Consider the following 25,843-nt stretch of genomic DNA (forward strand, 5'->3'; position numbering starts at 1 on the left):
GAGGACTGCGGAGGAAAACACCATGAGCAAGACAATCCGCCTGACCATGGCGCAGGCGCTGACCCGCTTTCTGAGCAAGCAGATGACCGAGATCGACGGCAGAAGAGTGCCCATCTTCGGCGGTGTGTGGGCGATCTTCGGTCACGGCAATGTCGCCGGCATCGGCGAGGCGCTGTACCAGCTGCGCGACGAATTGCCGACCTTCCGCGCCCACAATGAGCAGGCGATGGCGCATGCGGCGATCGCCTATGGCAAGGCCAATTTCCGCCGCCGCTTCATGGCCGCGACCTCTTCGATCGGCCCCGGTGCGCTCAACATGGTGACGGCGGCGGCGCTCGCCCACGTAAACAGGTTGCCCGTCCTGTTTTTGCCGGGCGATGTCTTCGCCAACCGCATCCCCGATCCGGTGCTGCAGCAGGCCGAGGACTTTTCCGACGGCACCGCGACGGTCAATGACTGCTTCCGTCCGGTGTCGCGCTATTTCGACCGCATCACCCGTCCCGAGCAGATCATCCCGGCATTGGGGCGGACCATGCAGGTGCTGACCGATCCCGCGGAATGCGGCCCGGTGACGCTGTCGCTCTGCCAGGACGTGCAGGCCGAGGCCTATGACTATCCCGAGAGCTTTTTCGCCGAGCGCGTCTGGCACCAGCGCCGGCCGCGTCCGGACCGGCATGAATTGGCGGCGGCGGTCACCGCGCTGAAGGGTGCGAAAAAACCGCTGATCATCGCCGGCGGCGGCGTGCTGTATTCGCAGGCTTCGGATGAACTGGCGAAATTGGCCGAGAGCGCCGGCATTCCGGTCTGCGAGACGCAAGGCGGCAAATCCTCGCTGCCCGACACACATCCGCTCAACATGGCGGCAGTCGGCGTCACCGGCACGTCCGCGGCCAACCGGCTGGCGGAAGAGGCCGATGTCGTGCTGGCGATCGGCACCCGCCTGCAGGATTTCACCACCGGCTCATGGGCGCTGTTCAAGAATTCCGGCAAGACCATCATCGGACTCAACGTGCAGCCTTTCGATGCCGGCAAGCATCGTGCGCTGCCGCTGGTCGCCGACGCGGCCGAAGGGCTTGTCGAACTCGGTGCGGCGCTGGGGGGCTGGAAAGCACCGGCGACATGGACCGACAATGCGACCCGGGGCAAGAAGGCCTGGCAGGCCGAAGCCTCCAAGGTGACGGCGTCGACCAACGCCGCCTTCCCCTCGGATGCGCAGGTGATCGGCGCCGTGCAGCGCGCGCTGGGGTCCGGCGTGACCTTGCTGAATGCGTCGGGGGGCCTGCCGGGCGAACTGCATAAACTCTGGCAGGCGGGCGCGCCCGGCTCGTACCATGGCGAATATGGCTTCTCGACCATGGGCTACGAGATTGCCGGCGGGCTCGGCGCCAAGATGGCCAAGCCCGACCAGGAGGTCGTCGTAATGGTCGGGGACGGCTCCTACCTCATGATGAATTCCGAAATCGCCACGTCGGTGATGCTTGGCCTGAAGCTGACCATCGTGGTGCTCGACAACAGGGGTTATGGCTGCATCAACCGGCTGCAGATGGCCACCGGCGGCGCCAACTTCAACAACCTCCTGAAGGACGCGCGCCACGAGATCTTGCCCGACATCGACTTCGCGGCGCATGCGGCCAGCATGGGCGCTATTGCCGAGAAGGTGCCGTCGATCACCGGCCTGGAGACCGCGCTGCAAAAGTCGAAAACGAACGACCGCACCACCGTGCTGGTCATCGACACCGACCCGCTGATTTCCACCGATGCCGGCGGCCATTGGTGGGATGTCGCGGTGCCGGAAGTCTCCGCACGGCCGCAGGTCAACGCAGCCCGCAAGGCCTATGACGAAAAGCGGCAGATGCAGACTATTGGCGATTGATGCTAAGTCAGCGCTGCCCCCTACCTCCCCCTTGTGGGGAGGTCGGACCGAAGGTCCGGGTGGGGGGCTGGCGCCGCACCCCACCTCGCTGCTTCGCAGCGACCCTCCCCACAACGGGAGGGTGAACAAGAAACCGGAGCTAAAACTTGAAAGCCAAACTGGGCATGTCCCCCATTGCGTGGTGGAACGATGATCTTGCCGAACTCAGCGACGACGTCTCGCTGGAAGAGTGCCTGCGCCAGTCGCGCTCTGCCGGCTTCACCGGCATGGAAATGGGCCGGCGTTTCCCAAACGACCCCGAAATCATGCTGCCGATCCTGAAAAAGGCCGACGTGACGCTGTGCGGCGGCTGGTTCTCAGGCACGCTGGTCGATGAGGACATGGGCAAGAACAAGGATCGCATCCAGCCGATGATCGACCTGTTCAAGGCGGTGAATGCGCCTTGCATCGTCTATGGCGAGGTCGGCCGCTCGATCCAGGGTGATCGCTCCAGGCCTCTCGCCACCAAGCCGAAATTGTCCAACGACGAGATGAGGGCCTATGCCAGGCGCCTCACCGAATTCGGCGAATGGTGCGCCGAGCAACGCATGCCGCTGTCCTATCACCATCACATGGCGGCAGTGGTCGAGACCGAGCCGGAGCTCGATGCCTTCATGCGCCATTCCGGCGAAGGCATTCCGTTGCTGCTCGATGCAGGGCATCTCGCCTTTGCCGGTGGCGACGTGCTGCGCGCCATCGACAACCACCACAAGCGGATCAGCCATGTCCATGTGAAGGATGTGCGCATGGGCGTGATCGACGGGCTCGACCGCACAAAGCAGTCCTTTCTCGACGCCGTGGCGCTCGGTGCCTTCACGGTGCCTGGCGACGGTTCGCTCGATTTCGGCGCCATCGTGCAGCGCTTCGCCGACCATGGCTATGAAGGCTGGTTCGTCGTCGAGGCCGAGCAGGACCCGAAGAAGAACCCGCCGCTCAAGATGGCGCAGGTCGGCCACAAGGAATTGATGCGGGTGATGACGGCGGCCGGCTACACGGTGGAAACGCAGGGTTTTCCCAATGCCTGAGGCGATCCGATGAAGGATTACGAGCACCCGTTCTTCCGGCCGCTGTGGCGGCGCGTTGCCGTCGTCGCCGTCTGCGTGATCTGGGCCGGAATAGAATTCGCCTCCGGCACCCCATTCTGGGGCATCATTGCGCTCGGCTTTGCCGCCTACGCCGTCTGGCAGTTCTTCTATCTTTACAAGCCGGTGGAGGAGAGCAAGGCTGCGCCTGATCGACCGAAGACCGGCGAAGCGAAGGCGGACGCCGAACCGAAGGAATGAAGCGGCCGTGGCTCGGAAGGGCTTGCGGGTCGGACACTGGACACCTGGCGTATCGCCTACGTCGGTGATTGGCCGGAACGTCCCTCGCTTCGTCATCCTAGGGTCTTCGCGACGGAGCTTCGCTCCTGCTTCGCCCTAGGATGACGAAGTTGAGAGGCCGACCTCGAAGACATGCGATAGGAGAGACAAAACATGTCGAAACTGCTCGTCAAAGCCGACAAGGGCCATGGCCGCGTCGCGCATGTCACGCCCAACAGCGCCGGCTGGACCTATGTCGGCTTCGACCTGCACCGTTTGAAGCCCGGCGAAAACGCCTCGGGTAAGACGGGCGGTCGCGAAGTCTGCCTGGTGTTCGTCACCGGCAAGGGCACGGCCAAGGCCGGCGGCCGGGAACTTGGCCTGCTCGGCGAGCGCATGTCGCCCTTCGAGGGCAAGCCGTGGTCGGTCTATATTCCTGAGGGGTCGGATTGGTCGGTCACCGCCGACACCGATCTCGAGCTCGCGGTCTGCTCGGCGCCGGGCCTGGGCGGCGGCTTGCCCGTTCGCGTCATCGTCCCGGACGACCTCGGTCAGGAAGTGCGTGGCAAAGGCACCAACACCCGCTACGTCACCAACATATTGCCTGAGGGTAAGCCGGCCGACTCGCTGCTGGTGGTCGAGGTCATCACGCCCGGCGGCCACACATCGAGCTACCCGCCGCACAAGCACGACCAGGACAATCTGCCTGCCGAATCCTATCTTGAGGAAACCTACTACCACCGCCTCAATCCGCCGCAGGGCTTCGCCTTCCAGCGCGTCTACACCGACGCCGACAAGACCGGCGCCCGCGAGCTGGACGAAGCCATGGCGATCGAGGACGGCGATGTCGTGCTGGTGCCCAAGGGCTATCACCCCTGCGCCGCCTGCCACGGCTACGACCTCTATTACCTCAACGTCATGGCCGGGCCGAAGCGGACGTGGAAGTTCCACAATGCGCCCGAGCACGAGTGGCTGATGAAGGCCTGATCGGCCTTCGCTTGCGGCGGATGCTGTTGGTCCAGCAGGAAAAAATCGTCGGCTAACGATCCATGGGGTCGATTTGCCTTCGAAAACCCGCATAAGCTTCGTCAATCCGTCATGGAAATCACTTATGGCAGCGGGCTAGTGCATGTCGCCCAAAAGTGCGCAGCTTTTTTGGGATGACGACATGCAGCAAATTAAAGACTTAAAGCGCGTCGCGCCATCGGTTCGGTTTCGGCGCGCTTTAAGGAGGATTTTCGATGCGCTACGCCATCTATTTCACCCCGAGGCAGGACGAGCCGTTGGCGCGGATCGCCGCCAACTGGCTGGGCCGCGATCCCTTTGGCGCCGCCACCAGGCCGGTCGAGGCGGTGGGCGAGCTGTCGGCGGCCGAAGTCGCCTTTCACACCGCATCGGCGCGGCGCTACGGTTTTCATGCGACGCTGAAAGCGCCCTTCCGGTTGGCCGCCAACGAAACCGAAAGCTCGCTGCGCGCGGCGCTGGACGCCTTTGCCGAAGCAACACCGACCGTCACCATCCCGCGCCTGGTCGTCAGCCAGATCGATGGTTTCTTCGCTTTGGTGCCGGAAGGCCCGCTGCCGCCGCTCAACCGTTTCGCCGATGATGTCGTGCTTAGCTTCGACCGTTTTCGCGCGCCGCTCACCGAAGCGGAAATCGAACGGCGCAGCCCGGATTCGCTGAAGCCGGCCGAGTTCCGCAATCTCTGTCAGTGGGGTTATCCCTACGTGTTCGAGACCTTTCGCTTCCACATGACGCTGTCCGGCCGGGCCGGGCCGCAGGAAAGCCAACGTCTGCGCGCGGCAATTGACAGCCTGTTCGCCGATGTGCTGCAGCAGCCGGTGCTGGTGGATGCGCTGACGCTGTTCGTCGAAACCGAACCGGGCGCTCCGTTCATGGTGCTTTCGCATCATGCGCTCGGCCGCCGCGCTGCCCGAAAAACCGCCTGACCGCAATTCGTCCGAGTAACGAGGGACCGCCTGAATGACCGCCGAAACTGTTCTCCACAACGCCCGCATCGTGCTTGCCGACGAGATCGTCGAAGGGTCGCTCGTGCTGCGCGACGGTTTTATCTCCGGCGTCGACGCCGGCACCGGCCACACCGGCGGGAGCATGGGCGGCGAGGACATGGGCGGCGACTACATCATTCCCGGCCTGGTCGAGCTGCACACTGACCATCTCGAAGGCCACTATGCGCCGCGCCCGAAAGTGCGCTGGAACCCGATCGCCGCCGTCCTTGCCCATGACGCGCAGGTGGCCACCGCCGGCATCACCACCGTCCTCGACGCGTTGCGTGTCGGCATGGACGAGGACGCGGATATTACCTCCGACGACATCCGCAAGCTCGCCGGCGCGATCGAGGACAGCGTCGCGAAAGACCGGTTGCGGGCCGACCATTTCCTGCACCTGCGCTGCGAGGTCTCGGCGCCGGATTGCTTGCGGGCTTTCGCCAATTTCGATGGCGACGAGCGGGTCAAGCTGGCCTCGCTGATGGACCATGCGCCGGGACAGCGTCAGTTCGTCAATCTCGAGACCTACGCCCATTACTATCAGCGCAAGCTGAAATTGACCGATCGCGACTTCCAATTGTTCTGCGAAAAGCGGATGTCGGAATCGGCGAAGAATTCGGGACCGAACCGGGTGGCGATATCAGCCGCCTGCAACGAGCGGGGCATTGTGCTGGCGAGCCATGACGACGCCACATCAGGCCATGTCGACGAGGCGATCGAGCAGGGCGTGCGCGTCGCGGAATTCCCGACCACGCTGGAAGCCGCCAAGGCCTCGAAGGATGCCGGGCTCGGCGTACTGATGGGCGCGCCCAACGTCATGCGCGGCTCCTCGCATTCGGGCAATGTCTCGGCCCGCACGCTGGCCGGCGACGGCCTGCTCGACATATTGTCGTCCGACTACATTCCCTTCAGCCTGATCCAGTCGGCCTTCTTCCTCGGCGACGTCGTCGAGGGCATTTCCCTGCCGCAGGCGGTTGCGATGGTGTCGAAGAATCCGGCCGAGGCGATCGGCCTCGACGACCGCGGCGTCATCGAACAGGGCCGCCGCGCCGATCTGGTGCGTGTGCGCGTCGACGACCATGTGCCGGTCGTGCGCACCGTCTGGCGCCAAGGGCGCCGGGTCGCCTGATGGTCTCGGCGTCGATCGAGCGCGAACTCAGCAGCGAGGCCTTTCCGCTCCGCAACGGCGTGTTTGTCGCCGTCGTCGGCCCGAGCGGCGCCGGCAAGGATACGGTAATCGGCTATGCCCGCACCTTGTTTGCCGACGAGACGAGGCTGGAGTTCGTCCGCCGGGTCATCACCAGGCCGAGCGACGCCGCAAGCGAGGATCACGACACGCTGGCCGACGCCGCCTTTGCCGAGGCCCAGGCCGACGGCGCTTTCGCCATTTCCTGGGAGGCGCACGGCCTGCGCTATGGCATCCCGGCCGATGTCGACTGGTCGATAGCCAATGGCCATGTCGCCGTGGCCAATGTCTCGCGCGCAGTCATCCCGGTGCTGCGGGAGCGCTATGCCAATCTGGCTGTCGTCGAGATCACCGCTTCGCCGGAAATCCTCGCCGAGCGTCTCGCCCAGCGCGGCCGCGAATCGCGCGGCGAAGTGCTGGCTCGGCTCGCCCGCAGCGCCAATGTCGCTTTGTCCGGACCCGGTGTTACCTCCATCGACAACGGCGGCCAGCGCGAAGCCGCCGGAGAACGCTTCGCCGAGGTGCTGCGCAAGGCGATGGCCTTCTCGGATATCTCCGGCGTGATGTAGCGCTACTCGGCCGCGACAGTCTTGCGGCTGGCATCGAGCATCAGCCGCCTTGCGCGGAACACGCCCCATTGCTGGTCGACCAGCACGCCGATCAGGATCACGCCGCCCATCACCGCGAAGTTGAGCGAGGACGGGATGCCGAGCAGATTGACCAGGTTCTGCAACTCCTGCAGCAGCACGGTGCCCAGGATGACGCCAACCAGCGAGCCTTCGCCACCGCGCAGCGAGAAGCCGCCGAGCACGGCCGCGGCAATGGCGTAGAGTTCGTAGAACTGGCCATGGCTGGCCGGCGAGATCGAGCGCGTGTACATGGCGAAATAGATCGCCGACAGCGCCGTCAGAACGCCGCAGATGACATAGGCGGCCATCACGACGCGGCCGGTGCGGATGCCCGAATATTTAGCCGCCTCTTCGTTCTTGCCGATGGCATAGAGGTAGCGTCCGAACACCGAGCGGTGCAGCACCACCCACATGACGGTCGAAATGACGATCAGTGCGATGAAGCTGTTGGGCACGCCATAGCTGCGGCCCGCGGTGAGGAATTCGAGCTCGGGAAAATTCTGGCCGAAGGCGAAGCCGGCGGTGCCGTCGGCGGTATAGAAACGGGCGACCCCGCGATAGATCAAAAGGCCGCACAGCGTCACCACGAAGGGCTGCAATTTCAGCCTTGTGATCAGCCAGCCATGCGCCAGCCCGATGATGCCGCCCAGCACCAGGATCAGCGGCAGCGCCACCGGCCATGGCATGTCGCGCACAGCGATGAAATCGATGAACATCGTGCCGAGCAGCGCCACCAGCGACCCCACCGACAATTCGATGCCGCCGGTGATGATGACGAAGGCCTGGCCGATGGCGAGAATCCCGAACAGGCCGATCAGGTTCGAGGTGTTGGCGAGGTTGATCGGCAGCAGGAAGCGCGGGTTGATGGCGGTCACCACGGCGCCGACCACCAGGATCAGGATCAGCAGGCCGAGATCTTTTTTGCTCATCGTCTTCTCCCCAATGCGCCGACCGGCTAGTTTGCCGGCTTGCCGACCGCCAGCAACAGCACGTTTTCCTGGCTGAAGTGTTCCTTGTCGAGAATGCCCGAGATCTGGCCCTCATGCATGACGGCGATGCGGTCGGACACGCCGATCACCTCCTCCATGTCGCTGGAGATCATCAGCACGGCGACGCCGGCATCGGCCAGCGCCCGCATCAGCCCGTAAATCTCGGCCTTGGCGCCGATGTCGATGCCGCGCGTAGGCTCATCGAGGATCATCACCTTCGGGTTCATCGCCAGCCATTTGCCCAGCACCACCTTTTGCTGGTTGCCGCCCGACAGCGTGCCGGTGCGCGTCTGCACCGACGGCGCCTTGATGCCGAGATTGCTCTTCTGCTTCTCGGCGGTAACGGTCTCCGCACTTGCCGATACCAGCTGGCGCTTCGCATGCGCCGGCAAGTTGGGCAGCGAGATGTTCTGCGCGATCGACAGGTCAAGCAGGATGCCGGTCAGCTTGCGGTCTTCCGGAACCAGAAAAATGCCATGCCCGACCGCATCCGCCGCCGAACCCAGCGCAAGCGGCTTGCCGTCGAGTTCGAGCGTGCCGCCAAGCGTGCCGTCGATGCCGAAGAACACCCGCGCCAGTTCGGTGCGGCCGGAACCGACAAGACCGGCAAGGCCGAGGATTTCGCCGCGCCTGATGTCGAGGTCGACCGGCCGGGCAGGGTAGGCGGGGGTGCGGATGGCTTTGGCCGAGAGCGCAGTGGCGCCCGGCGCCCGAGCCGCCTCGGACGCCTTCTCGCGCTCCTTCAGCATGCGGCCGATCATCAGCTTGACCATCTGGTCGTGGTTGATGGCGCTCTTCGGCAAGGTGCCGGCCAGCATGCCGTCGCGCAGCACCACGACGCGGTCGGCGACGCGCTCGACCTCATGCAGCCGGTGCGAAATGAAGATGACGCTTATGCCATCGGCCTTCAGCGCCTTGATGACGTCGAGCAGCTTGTCGGTTTCGGCGAGTGGCAGGCTCGATGTCGGCTCGTCGAGGATCACCAGCCGCGCCTTGATCGACAGCGCCTTGGCGATCTCGACCATCTGCTGCTGCGCCAGCGACAGCGAGGCAACCGGCGTATCGGCGGAGAAATTGGCGCCGACGCGCTTCAGCAGTGGCGCCACCATTTCGCGCAGCTTGGCGCGGTCGACCAATCTCAGCGGCCCGCCGCGCAACGGCTCGCGGCCGAAGAAGATATTGGCGGCAACATCGAGGTTTTCGAACAGGTTGAGTTCCTGGTGCACGAAGGCGATGCCCGACCCCAGGCTGCCTTCGACGGTGAGCCCGTCATGCGCAACGCCGTCGACGGTGATGGCGCCGCTGTCCGGCCTGGTGACGCCGCCGAGGATCTTCATCAAGGTCGATTTGCCGGCGCCGTTTTCGCCGACCAGGCCGATCACCTCGCCCGGCCTGACTTCCATGGAAAAGCCGTCCAGCGCCACCACGCCCGGATAGGTCTTGCGCACGTTCTCAAGGCCGAGGAACGGGGTGGTTGCGACGATGGATGGGTCGGAATAATTCATCACGCCATATTTGATCAGGCTTGCCAGCAGCCGGTGGGCTACAGACTGACGGGCCTTGGCCAGCCCGTCAACACGATCGCCGGCTCAAGGCGAACCCTGAGCCGGCGCAATTGCTCGTGGTCTCAGTTTCCGGACATCGCCTTCAGATTGGCGGCATAGGCGTCGACATCGTCCTTACCGATGATCTTGGTCGGGATGATGATCAGGCCGCCTTCCGGAATGCCTGATTTGTCGCCCTTGAGATAGGCGGCCATCAGCTTCATGCCCTGATAGGCCCATTCGAAGGGCTGCTGCACGACGGTCGCCGCCACGGTGCCTTCCTTGACGCCGCCCAGCGTGATCGGATCGTCATCGAAGCCGACGACGGTGATCGAGCCGAGCTTGCCGGCGTCGCGCAGCGCTTCATAGATGCGCGGGGTGTTGTAGGAATAGAAGCCGACCATGCAGGTAATGTCGGGGCTGGCGACCAGCGCGTCCTCGACATTCTTCTTGGCGCGCGCCTGGTCGATGTCGTCGCCGCGCACGTCCACCAGTTCGATCTTGCTGCCGGCGAGGCCGTCCTTCATGCCCTGGATGCGTTCCTTGGCATTGTCGGCGCCGAGCAGTCCGACGAAGCCGAGGCACTTGCCGCCGTCCGGCATCGCTTTCTTGGCGATCTCGGCCGCCTGCTTGCCGGCGTCGACATTGGACGAGCCGATATAGGCAACGCGCTTGGTCTGCGGGGCATCGGAGTCGGTGGTGAACAGCGCCGTTTCCGACGCGATCTTGTTCAGACCGTCGGTCGAGGTCTTGGGGTCGACGGCCGAGACCATGATGCCCTTGACGCCGGCGGTCACCAGATCGTCCATCAGCCGCTGCTGGATGGCGACCGAGGACTGCTCGGGATATTTGAGTTCGAGATTGTAGTCGGGCAATTCGGCCTGCGCCTTCTTGACGCCGGCTTCGGCGGCCTTCCAGAAATCGGAAGCGCCGTTGACGACGAAGGCCAGCGTCGGTTTGTCGTCGGCGCGCGCAATGGCTGTCGCGGTCAGGCCAAGCAGCAGGGCTGCGGTGGCCACGGATGCATGTCGTATCAAGGATTTCATGTTCAACCTCCCGTTTTGGCTCAGTCGTCGGACTGAACCGATCTTGCATTCACTGACTTGCCGCTCGCGATTTGGACGCCCTCCTCCTCAGGGGTTCCCGGCGCTGAAGAATGGCGTCGTCGGTCGCGATCACGGACTTTAGAGACTCATCCCGTGCTCGTAAATAGTCTGATTTGTCTGACATATCAAATGTCCGAGACCAGGCTTGCGGAGGCAAACCCCGCTCACCATCGGGCCATTCACGTGCACTTCTCGCCGCACGGGTCCCACCTGACCGGACACGGCGGATTGACGTTACAGCGTCGTTTTGTATTAGTAAACACTATTAGCAAAGGTCTCGCGCGGACACTCGGCGGTAGCCTTAGGGCTAGTTTGCCCGAATGGGTGCAGCCATCGGTTCCGCGCAAGCAGATGCCTTGCAGTCCTCGAATTTCACGCGGCCCGCAGCGGCATGGTGGGGAACGTCAAAGCTGCTAATAAAGATAAACGCCTTCGACTATTTCCATTGGTCGACGGCGCGACACCATCTTGTCGGTGTGGCAGGCTTGCGACTAGACAGGCTGGGGATTGGGACGCAATGCCATGAGCGAGACGAGGGATCCGGACGACACGGCGAAGCGGCGCAAGGCGCCGGCGAGAGCCGCCAAGGGCGGCCGCGTCACCATGACCGACATTGCCAGGGCAGCCGGGTGCTCGCAGGCGACCGTCTCCTTCGTGCTCAACGATTCGCCCGGCATCCGGCTGTCGCAGCAGACGCGCGAGCGGGTGATCGACGCCGCGCGTGCGCTCGGCTACGCAGCACCCGCCTTCTCGGCGCTGCGCAAACCTGTTCCCGCCTTCGATGGACTTGACGGTGTCATCGGTTTCGCCGTCGACCAGATGGCGACAAGCCCAGAAGCCGTTGTCGCCATCGAGGGCGCGCGCCAGGCGTCGTGGAACGCCGGCAATGTGTTGCTCGTGGCGCAGACCATGGGCGACGCCGTCATGGAGCCGCGCGCCATTGCGGCGCTCACCAGGCGCGACATCTCGGCGCTGATCTACATGACCATCTTCACCCGCGAGATCACGGCGCCGGACTTCCTCTACGGCCTCGACATCCCGGTCATCCTGCTCAACTGCTACACGGCCGATTATGCCTTCCCGGCCGTGGTGCCGTCCGAGATCGCCGGCGGCCAGAACTCGACCCGGCATCTGATCGGCCACGGCCACCGCCGCATCGCCACCATCACCGGCGAGCCGTGGATGCAGGCCGCGCAGGACCGGCTGAAAGGCTACCGCAGAGCGCTCGCCACCGCCGACATCCCGTTCGATCCCGAACTGGTGGTCGAGGGCGACTGGTCGGCGAGCGCCGGCTACGCGGCGACCGTGAAGCTTTTGGCGCTGAAAGAGCGTCCGACCGCCATCTTCTGCCAGAACGACCGCACGGCCATCGGCTGTTACGAAGCGCTGAAGGAGGCGGGCCTGCACATCCCGCAGGACATCTCCGTCGTCGGCTATGACGACGAGGAGATCGCCCGCCACCTGTTCCCGCCGCTGACGACATCGATCCTGCCGCACATGGCGATGGGCCAATGGGCGATCGAACAGCTCGAAGTGCCGCCGCCTGCCGGCCGCGGCCGCTATCCCATCACCAAGCTGGAATGCCCGCTGGTGCAGCGGGATTCGGTGGCAGCGGTGGCTGGATAAAGCTGAACCAGCCCATCCCGATGCAAATCGGGATGGGTCTGTTTGGTGTTGCGCCTCAGGGCAGGGTCTATCCGGGAACGTGCCGCGGTTAGAACCGCAAGACGACAAAGGAGCGCCTGCGATAGCAGCGCCGGCGCAACCGGCCATGCCGCCAGAACGTGCGGCAGTGCCGTCTCCAGACATGCCGCCTGTGGTGGCGACGATGGTGCCATCGCCGATGCGAGATCTGCTCGACATCGCCAGCGCCTTCGTCGTCATCAAACGAATTGGCATCCTGCTTGTCGAGTTCATCGAGAATGCCGTTACGGACATTGGGAACCCCGGCCACGGCCTCGAGAGGCCGAACCGCGGTAGCAAGCGCCGCGGCCCCCGCAACGCCAAACAATGCTGTCAAGAATGATCGCCGATCCATCAAAACCTCCATCAGCAAGACAAGGCTAACATGACGAGCCTAACACAAAGCAGCTAGAGCGGGTGATACAAAAGGCCAGAGGCGAATCTTCGAGCCGGCCCAAACGGGTGACCGGACGGACGGCAGAGGTCAGATTAAGGCCGCAACCGGGCGGCGCGCTTCCTTCGGCTCGGTGACCAAGCCATGCAGAATGCCGCCGATGAAAGCGCACAGCCTGACCGGTTCCACCTTTCCGCGAAAACGCTGAACCGCTCGGCAAAGCTCTCTCCCTAAGAATGCCCGCCACCTTGCGGCATTGGGGCTGGCTGAGAGACTGACGCCCCACGGCACATGCGATGTTGCGGTACTCAGCGCCGCGCCAATATCCGGCAGAGCTCCTTCAGGTCCAGGTCGTAGGTGCCCTTGCCGCTGAGCACGCTGGCGCAGCGTTTCTTCATCTTGGCGATCTGGCCGGCCGACATGGCGCTGATGGCAACCACCGCCGGTCGCGTCGGCACCGCCGGCGTGTTGGGATCCCGAGGGCTGGTGGGCGCGGTCGGTGCGCCAATGCCGACCCCGACCCCGGCCGTCACCCCATTGCCCACCCCGACACCGGCGCCGACCCCGACACCGCTGCCGACGGTTGCGCCGACCCCGACCCCGACGCCCGTGCCCACCGATGCGCCGACGCCGGCCGCAACGCCGCTGGTGCCGCCAACCGTAGCGCCGGCGCTGGCGGTGGTGCCGCTGGTGCCGCCGACCGTTGCGCCGACATTGGCGCCCTTGCTGCCGCCGACCGAGACGCCGACGCCAAGCCCGCCGCCACTGCCGCCGACCGAGACGCCCACCCCACCGCTGCCGCCGATGCCCACACTGAGCCCGCCCGCGCCAGCCGGAAAGCACAAAGCCACGGCAACAGCGCCACCGGCCAAGGCCTTTGTTAAACTTTTAAAGAAATCCATAACGCCGCTCCCCGCGTTGGTTGCCTGGACGCAGGTTGAACAGCATCCGTTACCAATATGATTACGCGAGTGTAGCGTTTTTAGTTTCTGCGAGAATAGGTAGTATTGGAAATCGTTGTTATCGCTGCTTGCGACGATCGGAATACATATTTTGGAATTGGCGGAAAAAATCGAGGATTTGCGGTTAGACTCGGAACCTTAGAGAGGCCAGGACGAGTGCTCGCATGCGGGAATTTTACCGGGCGCATGCCTCAGGTCATCTTGCGAAGCCGCTTCCCGAGGCTGAGGTGGACAGAATGGACCCTCAAGAATGGGGCTCGTACTGCAGAAAAGGGGACGACCCAAGAAACCCGCGACGATCTCCACCGGTGTCGGGCGCGCTGAGCGCCACATCGTTCCCCTGCTCGCACTCGACGGCGTCGGCGCTACCCTTGCGGGCATACCTTCGCCCCGTTTGGCGTTTCTGCCCTTTGGATCGGATGCCGATCGTCCGCTGGCGTTTCGAATCTCTTCAACTTACGCCGAGTTTTGCAAATCCACTTTGCATCCCGGCTAACGTTCGAAGGGTTCGCCAAGCGAGGCGACACCGTTAAGCCTGAGCAAGCGGCGGTCCGCCGAGATGACACCGAGCACGACGATCGTAACGAGATAGGGAAGGCTGGAAAGCAGTTGCGATGGCAAGTCCAGACCGGTCGCCTGGGCGGCGAGGCTCATCAGCGAAACCGCACCGAAGAGGCAGGCACCCAGGAAGATGCGGCCAGCGAGCCACGTACCAAAGACAACGAGTGCGATCGCGATCCAGCCACGTCCGGCAATCATACCGTCCGCCCAAAGGGGCGTGTACACCGCCGCCGCATAGGCGCCGGCAAAACCCGCCATCATGCCACCAAAAGCTATGGCCGCGATACGGATAGCGATGACCGGATAGCCGATCGCATGGGCTGCCTTGGGATTCTCGCCGATTGCCCTCACGACAAGGCCGACTCTCGTATAGGCAAACATCGCCCAGATCGCAAACGTCACGGCAAGGGAAAGCCATACGACGACGTCCTGGACAAACAGCCTGCCGACTACCGGGATTTCCGAGAGGCCGGGAAAGGAAAGTTTCGGGAGCCCCTTGACCGTCAAGCTCTCGTAGCTTTTGCCGAACAGCGCCGAAAGGCCCTGGCCGAGAATGCCGATCGCAAGGCCTGTCGCGACCTGGTTTGCCCGGAATCCGAGTGCCAGCACTGCAAAGACGAGGGACAGGACGGCGCTACCGAGGCCGGCGGCAACGAACCCCAGCAGGTGTCCACCGCCGTGGTAGACGACGATGAACGCGAGCACCGCGCCGAGGGCCATCAGGCCCTCTACGCCGAGGTTAAGAACACCGGCGCGCTCGACCACCAACTCGCCGAGTGCGGCAAGGAGAAAGGGGGTTGCCGCTGCGAGCATGCCCGAAATAATGAACTCGACGGCGTTCATGGCTGGCTCAGGTGATGGGGGCGGCGCCACTCGATGCGGTAGCGCACGAAGGCCACAGCGCCGAGATAGGCGAGCAGCAAGCTGCCTTGGAAGACGCGGACGGCGGCGATCGGCAGGTTTGCCGACACCATCGCATTGTCGCCGCCGATATAGAGGACAGCCATAAAGAGCGCGGAAAAGATGATGCCGACTGGATGCAAGCCGCCGAGATAGGCGACAATGATGGCCGCATAACCGTAGCCGGTCGAGATCGAGCGCTGCAGCTGGCCGAGCGGACCCGCGACTTCCGCCGCGCCTGCCAGTCCCGCCGCCATGCCACCGATCAGAAGCGATAGCCAAATCGCACGCCCTTCGCTGAAGCCGGCGTAACCGGCCGCGCGCGGGGCAAGGCCGCCGACCTTAAGCTTATACCCCATGAAGCTTCGCTGCATGAAAACCCAGGCCACCAGCGAGAGCGCAAGTGTGATGAGCAGCGAGACGTTGACGCGGGTACCGGTGATCAGGGTCGGCACCATCGCGTCGTTCTGAAACATGACGGATTGTGGGAAATTGAAGCCGGCCGGGTCCTTCCATGGGCCGAGCAGCAGGTAGTTGAGGACTTGCGCCGCAACGAGGCTCAGCATCAAGGAGACCAGGATCTCGTTCGCATTGAGCCTGACGCGCCAGAAGGCGGTGATAGATGCCCAAAGCGCACCGCCGAGGGCACCGAGAAGCAGCATCAGCGGCCAGATCCACTGCCCGGTCGCCTGCGGAAACCAGACGGGGATCGCCGAGGCGAAAATAGCGCCCAGGATAAACTGGCCCTCCGCGCCGATGTTGAACACTTTTGCGCGGAAACCGATCGCCAGCCCCTGAGCAATGAGGAGAAGGGGCCCCGCCTTCAGCAGCACCTCCGCAAACGATGCCCAGGAGAGGAACGGCTCGAGAAGCATCGCGTACAGGACGGCCGCCGGATCTCGGCCTATCAGCACATAAAGGCCCAGATTGAGGATGATCGCCATGCCAAGCGCGACAGCCGGGGCCAGCATGGCCGCGACGAGCGAGGCATGCTCCCGGCGGACGAGCGCGGGGAGGAACGGCGCGGCCCAAACGCTCATGCAGGAACCTTCTCTGGCGAGGCATGTGCTCCGATCATGTATCTGCCGATGTCTTCGGGGCGCGTGTCCCGCGTGACCAGAGGCGGACTCAGCATCCCATGATGCAGCACCTGGATGAAATCGCAGAGTTCGAAAAGTTCCTCGAGTTCCTCGGTAATTACGAGGATCGCCACGCCCATGTTGCGCAACGCGATGAGCCGCCTTCTGATGGCGGATGCAGCGCCAATGTCTACACCCCAGGTCGGCTGCGCCACGAAAAGCAGTTTTGGCGACAGCATCATCTCGCGACCGACGATGAATTTCTGCAAGTTGCCGCCGGACAGCGAGCCTGCTTCGGCATCCGGGCCGGAGGCGCGGACGTCGTACCGACGGATGCATTCGCTGGTGAAAGCCGTCGCTCCGGCGCTGTTGATGAGGCCGCGCCTCACGAGATCGAAAGGATGGGCGGTAAGAACGGTGTTGAGCACGAGCGACATTTCAGGGACCGCGCCGCGTCCCAGCCGGTCTTCGGGCACGAAGGCGAAGCCAAATCTCCTGCGCGCGGCCGCATCGAGTGTGCCTACGTCGCGGCCCATCATGTAGATCCGGTCGCGTTGTTCCTTCAGCAGCATCGCTTCGCCCGAGATGAGCGCGGCAAGCTCGCCTTGGCCATTGCCCGATATTCCGGCTATGCCAAGGATCTCGCCTGATCGTACCGTGAGGCTGATGCCGGAGAGCGGCGTGGCAAAGGGGTCGTCCGGCGTGTAGTCCATGCCGATTATTTCCAGCCGCTTCTCCCCCTCGGGCATGGCCAACGCGGGCATCACCTCGGGCATGTCGCGGCCGATCATCATCCGGGCGAGGTCGTGCGCATCATAGTCGCGTGGGTCGACGGTGCCGATAACGCGCCCTCCACGCAGGACGGTCGCCTGGTCACAGATCGTGCGAATTTCCTCCAGTTTGTGCGAGATGAACAGGATGGACACGCCGCGGTCGCGAAGGCGCCTGAGCGTGTCGAACAGCTTCTTCACCGCCTGCGGCGGCAAGACCGAGGTCGGCTCGTCGAGAATGAGCAGCTTCGGGTCCGTCATCAGGCAGCGGATGATCTCCACCCGCTGCCGTTCGCCGACCGAGAGCGCGTGCACATCGGCGAGAGGATCCACTTCAAGGCCAAAATCCTGGCCGAGGCTGCGGATGCGCCCCGCCAGCTCCGCTTTGCCGCCGGGGACGACGAGCTGGATGTTCTCGACGACAGTCAGCGTCTCGAACAGCGAGAAATGCTGAAAGACCATGCCGATGCCCCTGCGCCGTGCCTCAGCCGGCGAGGCAAGGCGCAGAGGCTCTCCGTTCCAGACGACGGTGCCTTCGTCCGGCTGTTCAACGCCATAGATGAGCTTCATCAGCGTCGATTTGCCCGCCCCATTCTCCCCGAGAATCGCATGGATCGATTGGTGCGCCACGTCCAGATCGATGGCTTGGTTGGCCCGGATCTGGCCGTAGCTCTTCGAGATGCCGCGGAGCGACAGAAGGGGCGGGGTCATGACTTACTTCGGCAGTGGTGTGGTGACACCCTTGACGTGCCAGTCCATCGCGACGATCTCGGGATCCGCTATCGTCGCACCGGCGGCGGCGGCTTCGCTGCCGTCGGCCTTGGTGATTGGACCTGTGAAGGGCGAGAAGCTGCCGTCGGCGATCTTCGCCGCCACTTCCTTGATCTTCGTCATCGTGTCGGCTGGGATATCTGAGTTCCAGTCCACGACCTCCACCACCTTTTCGGCGACGCCGAGGAAGGTGTTGGCGCCCTTGAAAGTTCCGGCGAGATGGGCATCCACGGAAGCCTTGAAGAAGGGCGACCAGTCTGTCGCGATGCAGCCGAGATATTTCTTCGGTGCATATTTCTTCATCGACGAATTGAGGTTGAACGCGTAGACGCCAGCCTCCTCGCAGGCCGAGATCACGGAGGGTGTGTCCTGCGCGTTCGAGAAGATCACGTCGCAGTTCTGTGCCATCAGCGCCTTGGCGGCTTCCTGTTCCTTGGCCGGGTCGAACCAGGAGTTCACCCAGACGACCGATACCTCGATATCGGGATTTACGGTCTGTGCGCCGAGCGTGAATGCGTTGATCGAGGTGATCAGCTCCGGAATGGCGAAGGCCGAGACGGAGCCGACCTTGCCGGTCTTGGAAAGAGCTGCGGCGGCTATGCCGAGCAGGTAAGTGCCCTGGAAATACTTCGCCGCGAAGGGCGAGAAATTCGGCGCAGTCTGGAAGCCGGAGGCATGCAGCACGGTGACCGCAGGATCGCGGCGGGCGATCTGTAGTGCACCATTCTGGTAGCCGAATGAGCCGGCGATCAGGAACTTGTTGCCGTCGGCGACGGTCTTGTTCATGATCCGGTCGGCGTCCGGCCCTTCGGCGATGTTCTCGATGACGGTGATCTTCACCTTGTCGCCGTATGCGGCCTTGACCGGCTCGAGGCCGGCGGCGAGCGCATGGCCCCAGCCGACATCGCCGACCGGCGACGGGAGCACGAGCGTGATACCGAGCGGCTCGTCGGCCGCAAAGGCGGGACGGCTGCCAAGCGCGCCGGCAAGCCCTGTCGCGGCAAGGCCCTTCATCAGAGTTCTGCGGGTCAGATAGTTCAGCATGTCAGTTCCCCTGTCTTAAGTTGTTAGAATTCCACCGCGGCAAAAGCGGTTTCCGCGTCCGCAGCAAGCCGGGCCTCGTTCAGCCCGGTAAACGCACCCTTCTCCCAGACGATGCGGCCGTTGATCATGGTCATGTCGGTGGGCATGCCGATGCCGACCTTGGCGATCAGGCTCAATGGATCGTGGCGCGTGCCGACATAATCCATGCGGCGCGTGTCGATCGCGAAGAGGTCGGCGGCCATGCCGGGCGACAGTCGGCCGATGTCATTGCGGCCCAGAAGCGCGGCCCCGCCCGTTGTCGCATAGCCGAGGAAATCGACCGGCGCAGGCACGGGATGAGCGCGCGTCGAGGCCGCCAGGCATTGCAGCATGTAGGCGGAATGGATGCAGTGCATGAGGTTGGAATTGTCGTTCGAGGCAGCACCGTCGCAGCCGAGACCGACGCGCAGGCCAAAGGCGGACATGGCGGGAATATCAGTCACCTCCGCGCCCACCAGATAGACCGGCTCCGGGCAATGCGAGACACCGGTGCCGCTCGCCGCCATCAGCCGCAGTTCGTCATGCGTCAGCTCCCAGCAATGGGCATAGAAAGTGTCTCGGCCGGCAAATCCGAGGTCCTCGAGATAGTCCACCGTACGCATGCCATGGCGGGCCTCGATGATCGGGCTTTCGCCCTCGCCGACATGGGTGTGCATCCGCACCCCGCGATCACGCGCCAGCGAAACCGATTCCACGAAGGTCTCGCGGTAGCAGTTGACCGGCTGGCAGGGAGCGACCACGACCTGACGCATGCTGAAGGGACTGGTGTCGTGATAAGTGTCGATGAGGCGTGCGCAGTCGGCAATGAATTCGTCCGTGGTCTCCAGCATCTCGTCTGGAATGGTCGACCCTTCCGATTTTGGCAGCGTGTTGCCGCCGCGGCCGGCGTGGAAACGCATGCCGAGAAGGTCGGCCGCTTCGAACTGCCGGTCGATGAGCCGTTTTCCGGCATGGAGCGGAAAATTGTACTGGTGGTCGAAGGCCGTCGTGCAACCGTGCTTTATCAACTCTGCCATCGCCGTGATCGAGGCGTGGTAGAAACAATCCTCGTGGAGCCGGGAGAAGATCGGATAGATCCGGTCGAGCCATTCGATGACCGACAGCTTCGTCCAGTCGAGGTCGGCACGGTTGCGCACAAAGCACTGAAAGAAGTGATGGTGCGTGTTGACGAGGCCGGGATAGACGAACCAGCCGTCGGCGTCCTGCACGATAGTACCGGCCGGCAACTCGCTTCTGTGCAGGCCTTCCCCGATTGCCTCGATCTGCGGGCCATTCGTCAGCACATCGACATTGCGCCGGACGCTCGGACCCCTGCCCTCGTCGGTGATGACCGCTGCGCAATTCTTCAGGAGATAGCCGGTCACCTCACGCCTCGTCCGGTATGGGTCGCGGTTCGGGCTTCAACTCGTGCATCCGGTGGATACCGGGCATCTCGATGAAATTGTCGAGGCTGCGGAGCGCTCGCGACCAGAGCCGGATCGTGGGATACGGATCGAGGGAAACGCCGCCGTCGGGCGCGAGCGCGACGTAGGGAAAGCAGGCAATGTCGGCAATCGTCGGCCGGTCGGATGCGAGAAACCGATCGCCACGCATTTTTTGTTCGAAAAGGCCGGCTTCCAGCTCACGCAGTGCCGCTATGCCATTGGCCTGAAGCGCACCGATGTCACCGGGACGCAGCAGCATCTCATGCAGGCGCGCGCCGCCGAGGTTGGCGGTCAGCCTGTGCGAGAAGGAAAGCCATTGCTGGATGCGCGCCGTCTCCTCGGGGGCGCCGCTGCCGAGCCAGGCCGGTGCTGCCTTCGCGGCGAGATAGCCAAGCATGGCGGAAGACTCGGTCAGGATCAGGTCGCCGTCTTCAAGGATCGGGATGGAGCCTCCCGGATTAAGCGCCATAAGCTCGGGGCCACGATGCTCGGCGCCGGGATGGAAGTCGACCGGGCGGATTTCGAGCTTCACACCTGACAGCGTCGCCATCAGGCGCACCTTGTAGCAACTTGGGGAGAGGATGTAGTCGTAAAGCTTCATTGTGCCACCAATTGCGCGCCGTAGGTATAATTGTGGCGCTTCAGCCAGCGGCGATAGGCGATCGAGGTCAAGTCGGCGCGCGTCGGGATTTCCATACCGGGATCGAGCGGCAGAAGACGCGGGATCTGGTTTTCGAGGATCGAGCGGTCCTGCAGGAAAATCGTCTGCTGGAAATGGATGAGGTCGGTCTGTGGCGTCTCGTCATCGAAAAGCGCCATCCACGGCCAGACGTCGCAGAGATCCTCGGCAAGCGGTTGGACGAATAGCGCAATGACATCCCATTCGCCCGGGCGCGGCGGGCAGGTCTTGTAGAGGACTGAGCAGGTCGGGGCCGGCACGCGGTACATGTATTCCGTCGTGATACCTCCACTCGCGGATTTCGCCGCCTGCGGCTGGTAGAACTTCACCTGGGTCGCCCAGACCTCGTCCTCTTCCTCGCGGATCTCGACCTTGTAGTTTTCGACCTCGGTATGTGGCTCCGAGCCGAGGATGTCGGTATGGACGAAGGGGAAGTGCGCGATGTCGAGGAAGTTCTCGACGGCGCGGAGCGGCGAGCAGCGCACCCGCACGACGCCGACATCGACGAAGCGGCGCCCGGGTTGGTCTGCCTCGGGAATCGGAAAGACCGGTTTCTTCGGTTCGCCGAGCGACGACCAGATATGGCCATAGCGCACCGAAACCGGCAGCACGCGCCCGTTTTCGCCTGTCACTTTCGCCGCGCCATTGGCGTCGAGCGCAACCTTGATCGGCTCGTCCATCAGGGTGGTCTCGCGCCCATAGCGGTCGAGCCGGCTGAAAAGCCCGACCGGATACCATTCGTCGCGCATCGCATCGTCGATCATGGCACAGCCCCTTTCGCCTCGATCCCTTCGGCCATGCGCCGAAGGCTCTCGGCGGCTCGCGAGGCGGCGATGCGCTCGGACGCATCGCAATCGGCTGGAACAAGGACGTGGATCAGCGTCTCGCCGGCTTCCTGCGGGATAGGCAGCAGGCGAATTGCCGGCGCGCCGGGTGCCTGCCAGACGTATCCTTCAACGGTGGCCTTCGTACCGGCAGCGACCGAGAGCGCCGAATGTCCGGCACGGGCCGTCAATGAACGGAGCGGCACGTAACCCTCAAAAAGGGGTGGGTTGCCGTCAGGCTCTCCATCAGCGACCCAGATGATCCCGCCGGCCTCTTCGACCAACCGGGTCGCAACGCGAATCGTCTCCGGCGGCGTGAGGCTGGGATGGGCAGGAATGCGCAGGCACCGACCGGCCTGCGAATAGGTCCAGCCGTGATAGATGCAGGAGAGCGCCTCGCCGCGCACGAAGCCATGGGAGAGGCGCATACCGCGATGCGGACAGCGATCGGCCGATGCCGCCAAGCGCCCCGATTGGCTTCGCCAGAGGGCAATGGGACCGGCGGGCGTCCGCGCCGGCATTACCTGTCCTGTTGGCAGATCCTGGGAAAGGGCGACCGGCACCCAGGTGTCCGTCTTGTCGGACAGCATGACCTTACTTTCCGTACTGATACCACTGTTTCCCGACCAGAGAGATGCCGGCGCAAGGAGTTGGCGAACCGCTCGATGCGGCTGACGTATGCATAATTATTTCGCAATTGCAATATTGGTTAAATTAAGTGCAAACGGACGGTAACCACACGCAATGCTACATGTTTTTTTGCTCGACAGGCGCGCGGTCGATCGTCTCGACCCAGACCTCAATGGGCCCAAGCGAACATCCCATCTCCATCATGTCGATCAGTTCCGCCGCACCGGCAATATCGAGTTCGATGCGATCGGTGCTTGCATGAGCGATGTGGTGCGCGAGACCGAGCTTGGCCGCATGGCGCATGATCCAGGGCACGAAGGACGCGGGTTCGAGGTGGCCGCGAATGGTCATCCGCTCATGCAAGCGGTGTTGACTTTGCTTCATCACGAACGGAACGCGCGCCCTGGTGTCATGGTCGGCAGCATAGCGTCTGACTGAACGGGCGGAAGTGGCAATCGACGCGCCATAACGCCGAATATGGACTGATCGCCCATGCCTAAACCGGGCACTCATGCATGTCGCCCAGAAGTGAGCCACGGTTGTGGGACAACGACATGCATTAAAACAAAGACTTCAAGCGGGTCGCATGGATCCGTTCAGCGTGACGTGCTTTAGGGTTATCTGAGCTATTGTAATACATGGGTAGATTGGCGCACCCGACAGGATTCGAACCTGTGACCTCTGCCTTCGGAGGGCAGCGCTCTATCCAGCTGAGCTACGGGTGCCTTCAGGGAACCTGAAAACGAACCAGCCGATAGGCCGGCCAGCCACGGCTTCTTAGCGGAAGCCGGCGCGGGCTTCAACGGGCAATTGGCGTGGCGATATTTTCGAAGCCGCCTTGCGCGGCCTGGCAAGTTCGCGTCCGCCCTGCAGCCTCAGCCCGGGAGTCACCCCGCCACCTCCACCTTCGCCACCCGCCTGCGCACCCTGCGCGGCGCCCGCTTCGCCTTCTTCGCGCCGGTCAGTTCATGCATCGCGTCCAGCTGCATCTGCTGCATTTCGGCCAGCCGCGTCCATTGGCGCGAGATCAGATAGTCGAGCTTTTCGTGCAGATGGCGCACTTCCAGCTCGGCTTTCAGGTTCACCCGGTAGTCGTTGAACGAGCGCAGGCGGTCCTTGGCCTCCGTCCGTCTCTGGCTCATCATGATGATCGGCGCCTGGATGGCGGCGATGCAGGAGAGCAGCAGGTTGAGCAGGATGAAGGGGTAGGGGTCGAAGGCGCTGCTCACGCCCGCGATCAAATTGATGCCGATCCACACCGCAAGCACGCTGCCGAACGAGATCAGGAACCACCAGCTGCCACCGAAGGCCGCCATGTTGTCGGAGACGCGGTCGGCGAACGAGCGGTGCTCCTCGAACTCCTCTTCCGAGTTTTCCGAAATCGTGTCCTGCCTGGCGATCGATTCGACCACCTGGCGGTCGAGCTCGGAGAATTCGCCATGCTCCTGCTGCAGCAGCTCCTCCATGTAGCGCATGCGGTAACGGCCGAGCTCCTCCCGGCTGATGCGGGCGCCGCGCGGCAGGTCGGGATGATCGGAGCGGATGCGGTCGGCCAGGCTCGGCCTGAGGTCGTCGATGCGCACCAGGTCACGCTTGCGAAACTTTCTACCTGATATCGCCGACGGTTTTCGCTTCGGCTTCAGGCGGCCATGGGGTTCGGAGTCCGGCACATCGGGCGCTTCCAGCGCCTCGTCGGCAACCAGTTCGGCGTCGTGGGCGGGCGGCGCCTCGAAATACTCGCCGCCGCTGTCGTTTTCATTGTCGGCCTGTTCGGATGGTTTTGGGCTCATGATGCCGGCTCCTGCTGTCGCGCCCACGATACGCCAAGGCGAGGCGGCATAGCCACTGTGGCGGTGAAGATTGGGGGCTTGTGCATGCTTGTGATGAATGCCTGCTGCAATTGCCTGTGGCAGCGCAGCCCCCCGGGGCCTCGCTCGCCTGCTGCTCGGCAACCAGACCGCCGAAGTGCTGTTGCCGACGGAGGTCGCGCCTGCTGCAGAGTTAAGATGAGGCAGCGATCCTTCACGACCCCCCTCTGTCCTGCCGGACATCTCCCCCTCAAGGGGGGAGATCAGATGTCGCCATGGCTTCGCCAAACACGAAAAAGAGGCGAGACGCCGAAGCTGCTAATCTCCCCACTTGAGGGGGAGATGGCCGGCAGGCCAGAGGGGGGTGCTGTCCCGCCGGCGTTTCAGAGTTCCTCCACCCAACGACGGGTTCTATTGCGGCGGTAAACCAGGCAACTGCGACCCCTGCGCCGGCAAACCAGGCGGCGGCAGGCCGGGCGACGCGGCCGGCTGATCTCCCGCAAACATCAGCCGCGTCTTCGTATCGGCCATGGCGGGCGACAGACTGCGCTGGATCAGCGCTTCGACATGGTCGTTGCGCTGCCTAGCGCTGTCGGCGCCCATCACCACCACGATCAGATGCCGGCCGTCGGCATTGTAGGACGTGACGATATTGTAACCGGATGCCCTGATATAGCCGGTCTTGATGCCGTCGACGCCGCGCACCCGGCCGAGCATGTCGTTGTGGCCGCGCACCAGCCGGCCGCGGAACATGAAGTCGCTTTCGGAGAAATAGTGGAACTGCTGCGGGAAGCGGGCGCGCAGCGCCATCCCCAGCGTCGCCATGTCGCGCGCCGATGTGTGCTGGCCATCGTCGGGCAGGCCGGAGGCATTGCGGAAGACGGTGCTGCTCATGCCGATCTGGCGCGCCTTGGACGTCATCATGGCGGCGAACTGGTCCTCCGAGCCGCCGAGATATTCGCCCACCGCCACCGCCACGTCATTGGCCGACTTGACCACGATCGCCCGGATCGCCGAATCGACATCGATGCTCTCGCCGCGCTTGAAGCGCAATTTGGTCGGCGGCTGCCGGGCGGCATTGTCGGAGACCGGAATCTGCGTTTCCTTCGAGACGCGGCCGGACTCCAGCGCCTCGAACAGCAGGTACAGCGTCATCATCTTGGTCAGCGACGCCGGATAGCGTTGCGCCCTCGAACTGACTTCGAACAGCGTCTTGCCACTGCCGGCATCGACGACGATGGCCGCATATTTCTCCTGCGGCGCCGGCACCGCCAGCACGCTGTCGGGCGGTGCGGTGGTGCTGCAGCCGGCCACGAAGACAAGCAGCAGGAGGGCTGCGAGAAATTTCTGGGCGGGGGAGGGGAAATGGAAATTTGGCAAGTCAAGTCCGGCGTTGCTGAGAGGGCCGGAACCTAGCCTAACCCATTTTGTTCGTCCATTTGGTTAACGGCGGAGCTGCCGATGACGCTGCCAATCTCCCCCGCAAGGGGGGAGATCAGATGTCGCTTCGGCTTCGCCAACCATCGGCGCTGAAACGGCAACCTCCCGAAATCGCCTGCTTCCTGTCCTGTTTTGCCTGCGGGGTCGCGGTGCTGCTAT

General features: G+C 63.6%; 24 protein-coding genes and 1 tRNA gene. 9 read left to right on the forward strand and 16 right to left on the reverse strand.

What is annotated here, in order from left to right:
- The first annotated feature begins 22 nt into the window (after positions 1-22).
- The 7 genes from iolD (at position 23) to phnN (ending at position 6,977) form a co-directional block, all read left to right on the forward strand.
- Entirely contained in the window at positions 23-1,873 is a 1,851-nt protein-coding gene (iolD, locus tag NKI10_RS23315) for a 3D-(3,5/4)-trihydroxycyclohexane-1,2-dione acylhydrolase (decyclizing) (RefSeq protein ID WP_352862105.1), read from the forward strand.
- A gap of 146 nt (positions 1,874-2,019) precedes the next feature.
- Positions 2,020-2,937: a myo-inosose-2 dehydratase gene (gene iolE, locus NKI10_RS23320; protein WP_352862106.1), complete on the forward strand. Its 918-nt coding sequence runs from the start codon at positions 2,020-2,022 to the stop codon at positions 2,935-2,937.
- Between the two features lie 9 nt (positions 2,938-2,946).
- Positions 2,947-3,195, forward strand: a complete 249-nt coding sequence (locus NKI10_RS23325; protein WP_023672345.1) for a hypothetical protein — start codon at positions 2,947-2,949, stop codon at positions 3,193-3,195.
- 192 nt (positions 3,196-3,387) lie between these two features.
- Positions 3,388-4,200 (forward strand): 5-deoxy-glucuronate isomerase, encoded by an 813-nt coding sequence (gene iolB, locus NKI10_RS23330; RefSeq protein WP_352862107.1) that lies wholly within the window; start codon positions 3,388-3,390, stop codon positions 4,198-4,200.
- Between the two features lie 254 nt (positions 4,201-4,454).
- Positions 4,455-5,162, forward strand: a complete 708-nt coding sequence (locus NKI10_RS23335; protein WP_023741265.1) for a DUF1045 domain-containing protein — start codon at positions 4,455-4,457, stop codon at positions 5,160-5,162.
- A 34-nt stretch (positions 5,163-5,196) separates the two neighbouring features.
- Positions 5,197-6,351 (forward strand): alpha-D-ribose 1-methylphosphonate 5-triphosphate diphosphatase, encoded by a 1,155-nt coding sequence (locus NKI10_RS23340; protein WP_352510634.1) that lies wholly within the window; start codon positions 5,197-5,199, stop codon positions 6,349-6,351.
- On the forward strand, positions 6,348-6,977 hold the full coding sequence (gene phnN / locus NKI10_RS23345; protein WP_023744939.1) for a phosphonate metabolism protein/1,5-bisphosphokinase (PRPP-forming) PhnN: 630 nt from the start codon (positions 6,348-6,350) through the stop codon (positions 6,975-6,977). The genes NKI10_RS23340 and phnN overlap by 4 nt, the downstream gene beginning before the upstream one ends.
- A 2-nt stretch (positions 6,978-6,979) precedes the next feature.
- Here phnN and NKI10_RS23350 read toward each other — a convergent pair whose 3' ends face one another.
- From NKI10_RS23350 to NKI10_RS23360, 3 genes are all read right to left on the reverse strand, one after another.
- Positions 6,980-7,966 (reverse strand): ABC transporter permease, encoded by a 987-nt coding sequence (locus NKI10_RS23350; RefSeq protein WP_352862108.1) that lies wholly within the window; start codon positions 7,964-7,966, stop codon positions 6,980-6,982.
- A 26-nt stretch (positions 7,967-7,992) separates the two neighbouring features.
- Complete coding sequence (locus NKI10_RS23355) at positions 7,993-9,531, reverse strand: sugar ABC transporter ATP-binding protein (protein ID WP_352862109.1); 1,539 nt, start codon at positions 9,529-9,531, stop codon at positions 7,993-7,995.
- 122 nt (positions 9,532-9,653) lie between these two features.
- Entirely contained in the window at positions 9,654-10,616 is a 963-nt protein-coding gene (locus NKI10_RS23360; protein ID WP_023684049.1) for a sugar-binding protein, read from the reverse strand.
- Between the two features lie 582 nt (positions 10,617-11,198).
- Between NKI10_RS23360 and NKI10_RS23365 the strand changes: the two genes are divergently transcribed.
- Positions 11,199-12,302: a LacI family DNA-binding transcriptional regulator gene (locus tag NKI10_RS23365; RefSeq protein ID WP_352862110.1), complete on the forward strand. Its 1,104-nt coding sequence runs from the start codon at positions 11,199-11,201 to the stop codon at positions 12,300-12,302.
- A 217-nt stretch (positions 12,303-12,519) separates the two neighbouring features.
- Positions 12,520-12,702 (forward strand): hypothetical protein, encoded by a 183-nt coding sequence (locus NKI10_RS23370; RefSeq protein WP_196815106.1) that lies wholly within the window; start codon positions 12,520-12,522, stop codon positions 12,700-12,702.
- Positions 12,703-13,061: 359 nt separating this feature from the next.
- Here the strand turns inward: NKI10_RS23370 and NKI10_RS23375 are convergent, their stop codons facing one another.
- The 13 genes from NKI10_RS23375 to NKI10_RS23435 form a co-directional block, all read right to left on the reverse strand.
- Positions 13,062-13,604 carry a hypothetical protein gene (locus tag NKI10_RS23375; protein WP_352862111.1) on the reverse strand — a complete coding sequence of 181 codons (543 nt, stop codon included), beginning with the start codon at positions 13,602-13,604 and terminating at the stop codon, positions 13,062-13,064.
- 603 nt (positions 13,605-14,207) lie between these two features.
- On the reverse strand, positions 14,208-15,119 hold the full coding sequence (locus NKI10_RS23380) for an ABC transporter permease (RefSeq protein WP_352862112.1): 912 nt from the start codon (positions 15,117-15,119) through the stop codon (positions 14,208-14,210).
- The gene (locus NKI10_RS23385) at positions 15,116-16,216 is read right to left on the reverse strand and encodes an ABC transporter permease (RefSeq protein ID WP_023734808.1); all 1,101 of its coding nucleotides are present in this window, start codon (positions 16,214-16,216) and stop codon (positions 15,116-15,118) included. Before NKI10_RS23385 ends, NKI10_RS23380 begins: the two co-directional genes overlap by 4 nt.
- Positions 16,213-17,736, reverse strand: coding sequence for an ABC transporter ATP-binding protein (locus tag NKI10_RS23390; RefSeq protein WP_352862113.1), 1,524 nt, complete (start codon positions 17,734-17,736; stop codon positions 16,213-16,215). The genes NKI10_RS23385 and NKI10_RS23390 overlap by 4 nt, the downstream gene beginning before the upstream one ends.
- A 3-nt stretch (positions 17,737-17,739) precedes the next feature.
- A complete protein-coding gene (locus NKI10_RS23395; protein WP_196814159.1) occupies positions 17,740-18,837 on the reverse strand; it encodes a BMP family ABC transporter substrate-binding protein in 1,098 nt (365 codons plus the stop codon).
- A gap of 26 nt (positions 18,838-18,863) precedes the next feature.
- Positions 18,864-20,243 carry an amidohydrolase gene (locus tag NKI10_RS23400; protein WP_352862114.1) on the reverse strand — a complete coding sequence of 460 codons (1,380 nt, stop codon included), beginning with the start codon at positions 20,241-20,243 and terminating at the stop codon, positions 18,864-18,866.
- A gap of 1 nt (position 20,244) precedes the next feature.
- Positions 20,245-20,904 (reverse strand): glutathione S-transferase family protein, encoded by a 660-nt coding sequence (locus NKI10_RS23405; RefSeq protein ID WP_352862115.1) that lies wholly within the window; start codon positions 20,902-20,904, stop codon positions 20,245-20,247.
- Positions 20,901-21,746, reverse strand: a complete 846-nt coding sequence (locus NKI10_RS23410) for an aromatic ring-hydroxylating dioxygenase subunit alpha (RefSeq protein WP_352862116.1) — start codon at positions 21,744-21,746, stop codon at positions 20,901-20,903. Before NKI10_RS23410 ends, NKI10_RS23405 begins: the two co-directional genes overlap by 4 nt.
- Positions 21,743-22,396, reverse strand: a complete 654-nt coding sequence (locus NKI10_RS23415) for a Rieske 2Fe-2S domain-containing protein (protein ID WP_352862117.1) — start codon at positions 22,394-22,396, stop codon at positions 21,743-21,745. The genes NKI10_RS23410 and NKI10_RS23415 overlap by 4 nt, the downstream gene beginning before the upstream one ends.
- A 157-nt stretch (positions 22,397-22,553) precedes the next feature.
- On the reverse strand, positions 22,554-22,949 hold the full coding sequence (locus NKI10_RS23420) for an acylphosphatase (RefSeq protein ID WP_502897569.1): 396 nt from the start codon (positions 22,947-22,949) through the stop codon (positions 22,554-22,556).
- A gap of 135 nt (positions 22,950-23,084) precedes the next feature.
- Positions 23,085-23,161: transfer RNA gene (locus tag NKI10_RS23425), tRNA-Arg, on the reverse strand.
- 162 nt (positions 23,162-23,323) lie between these two features.
- Complete coding sequence (locus NKI10_RS23430; protein WP_023703727.1) at positions 23,324-24,226, reverse strand: DUF1003 domain-containing protein; 903 nt, start codon at positions 24,224-24,226, stop codon at positions 23,324-23,326.
- 429 nt (positions 24,227-24,655) lie between these two features.
- Positions 24,656-25,624: a D-alanyl-D-alanine carboxypeptidase family protein gene (locus tag NKI10_RS23435; protein WP_023689149.1), complete on the reverse strand. Its 969-nt coding sequence runs from the start codon at positions 25,622-25,624 to the stop codon at positions 24,656-24,658.
- Positions 25,625-25,843 lie beyond the last annotated feature (219 nt).

The organism is Mesorhizobium sp. M0802 (assembly GCF_040320115.1).
Lineage (GTDB): Bacteria > Pseudomonadota > Alphaproteobacteria > Rhizobiales > Rhizobiaceae > Mesorhizobium.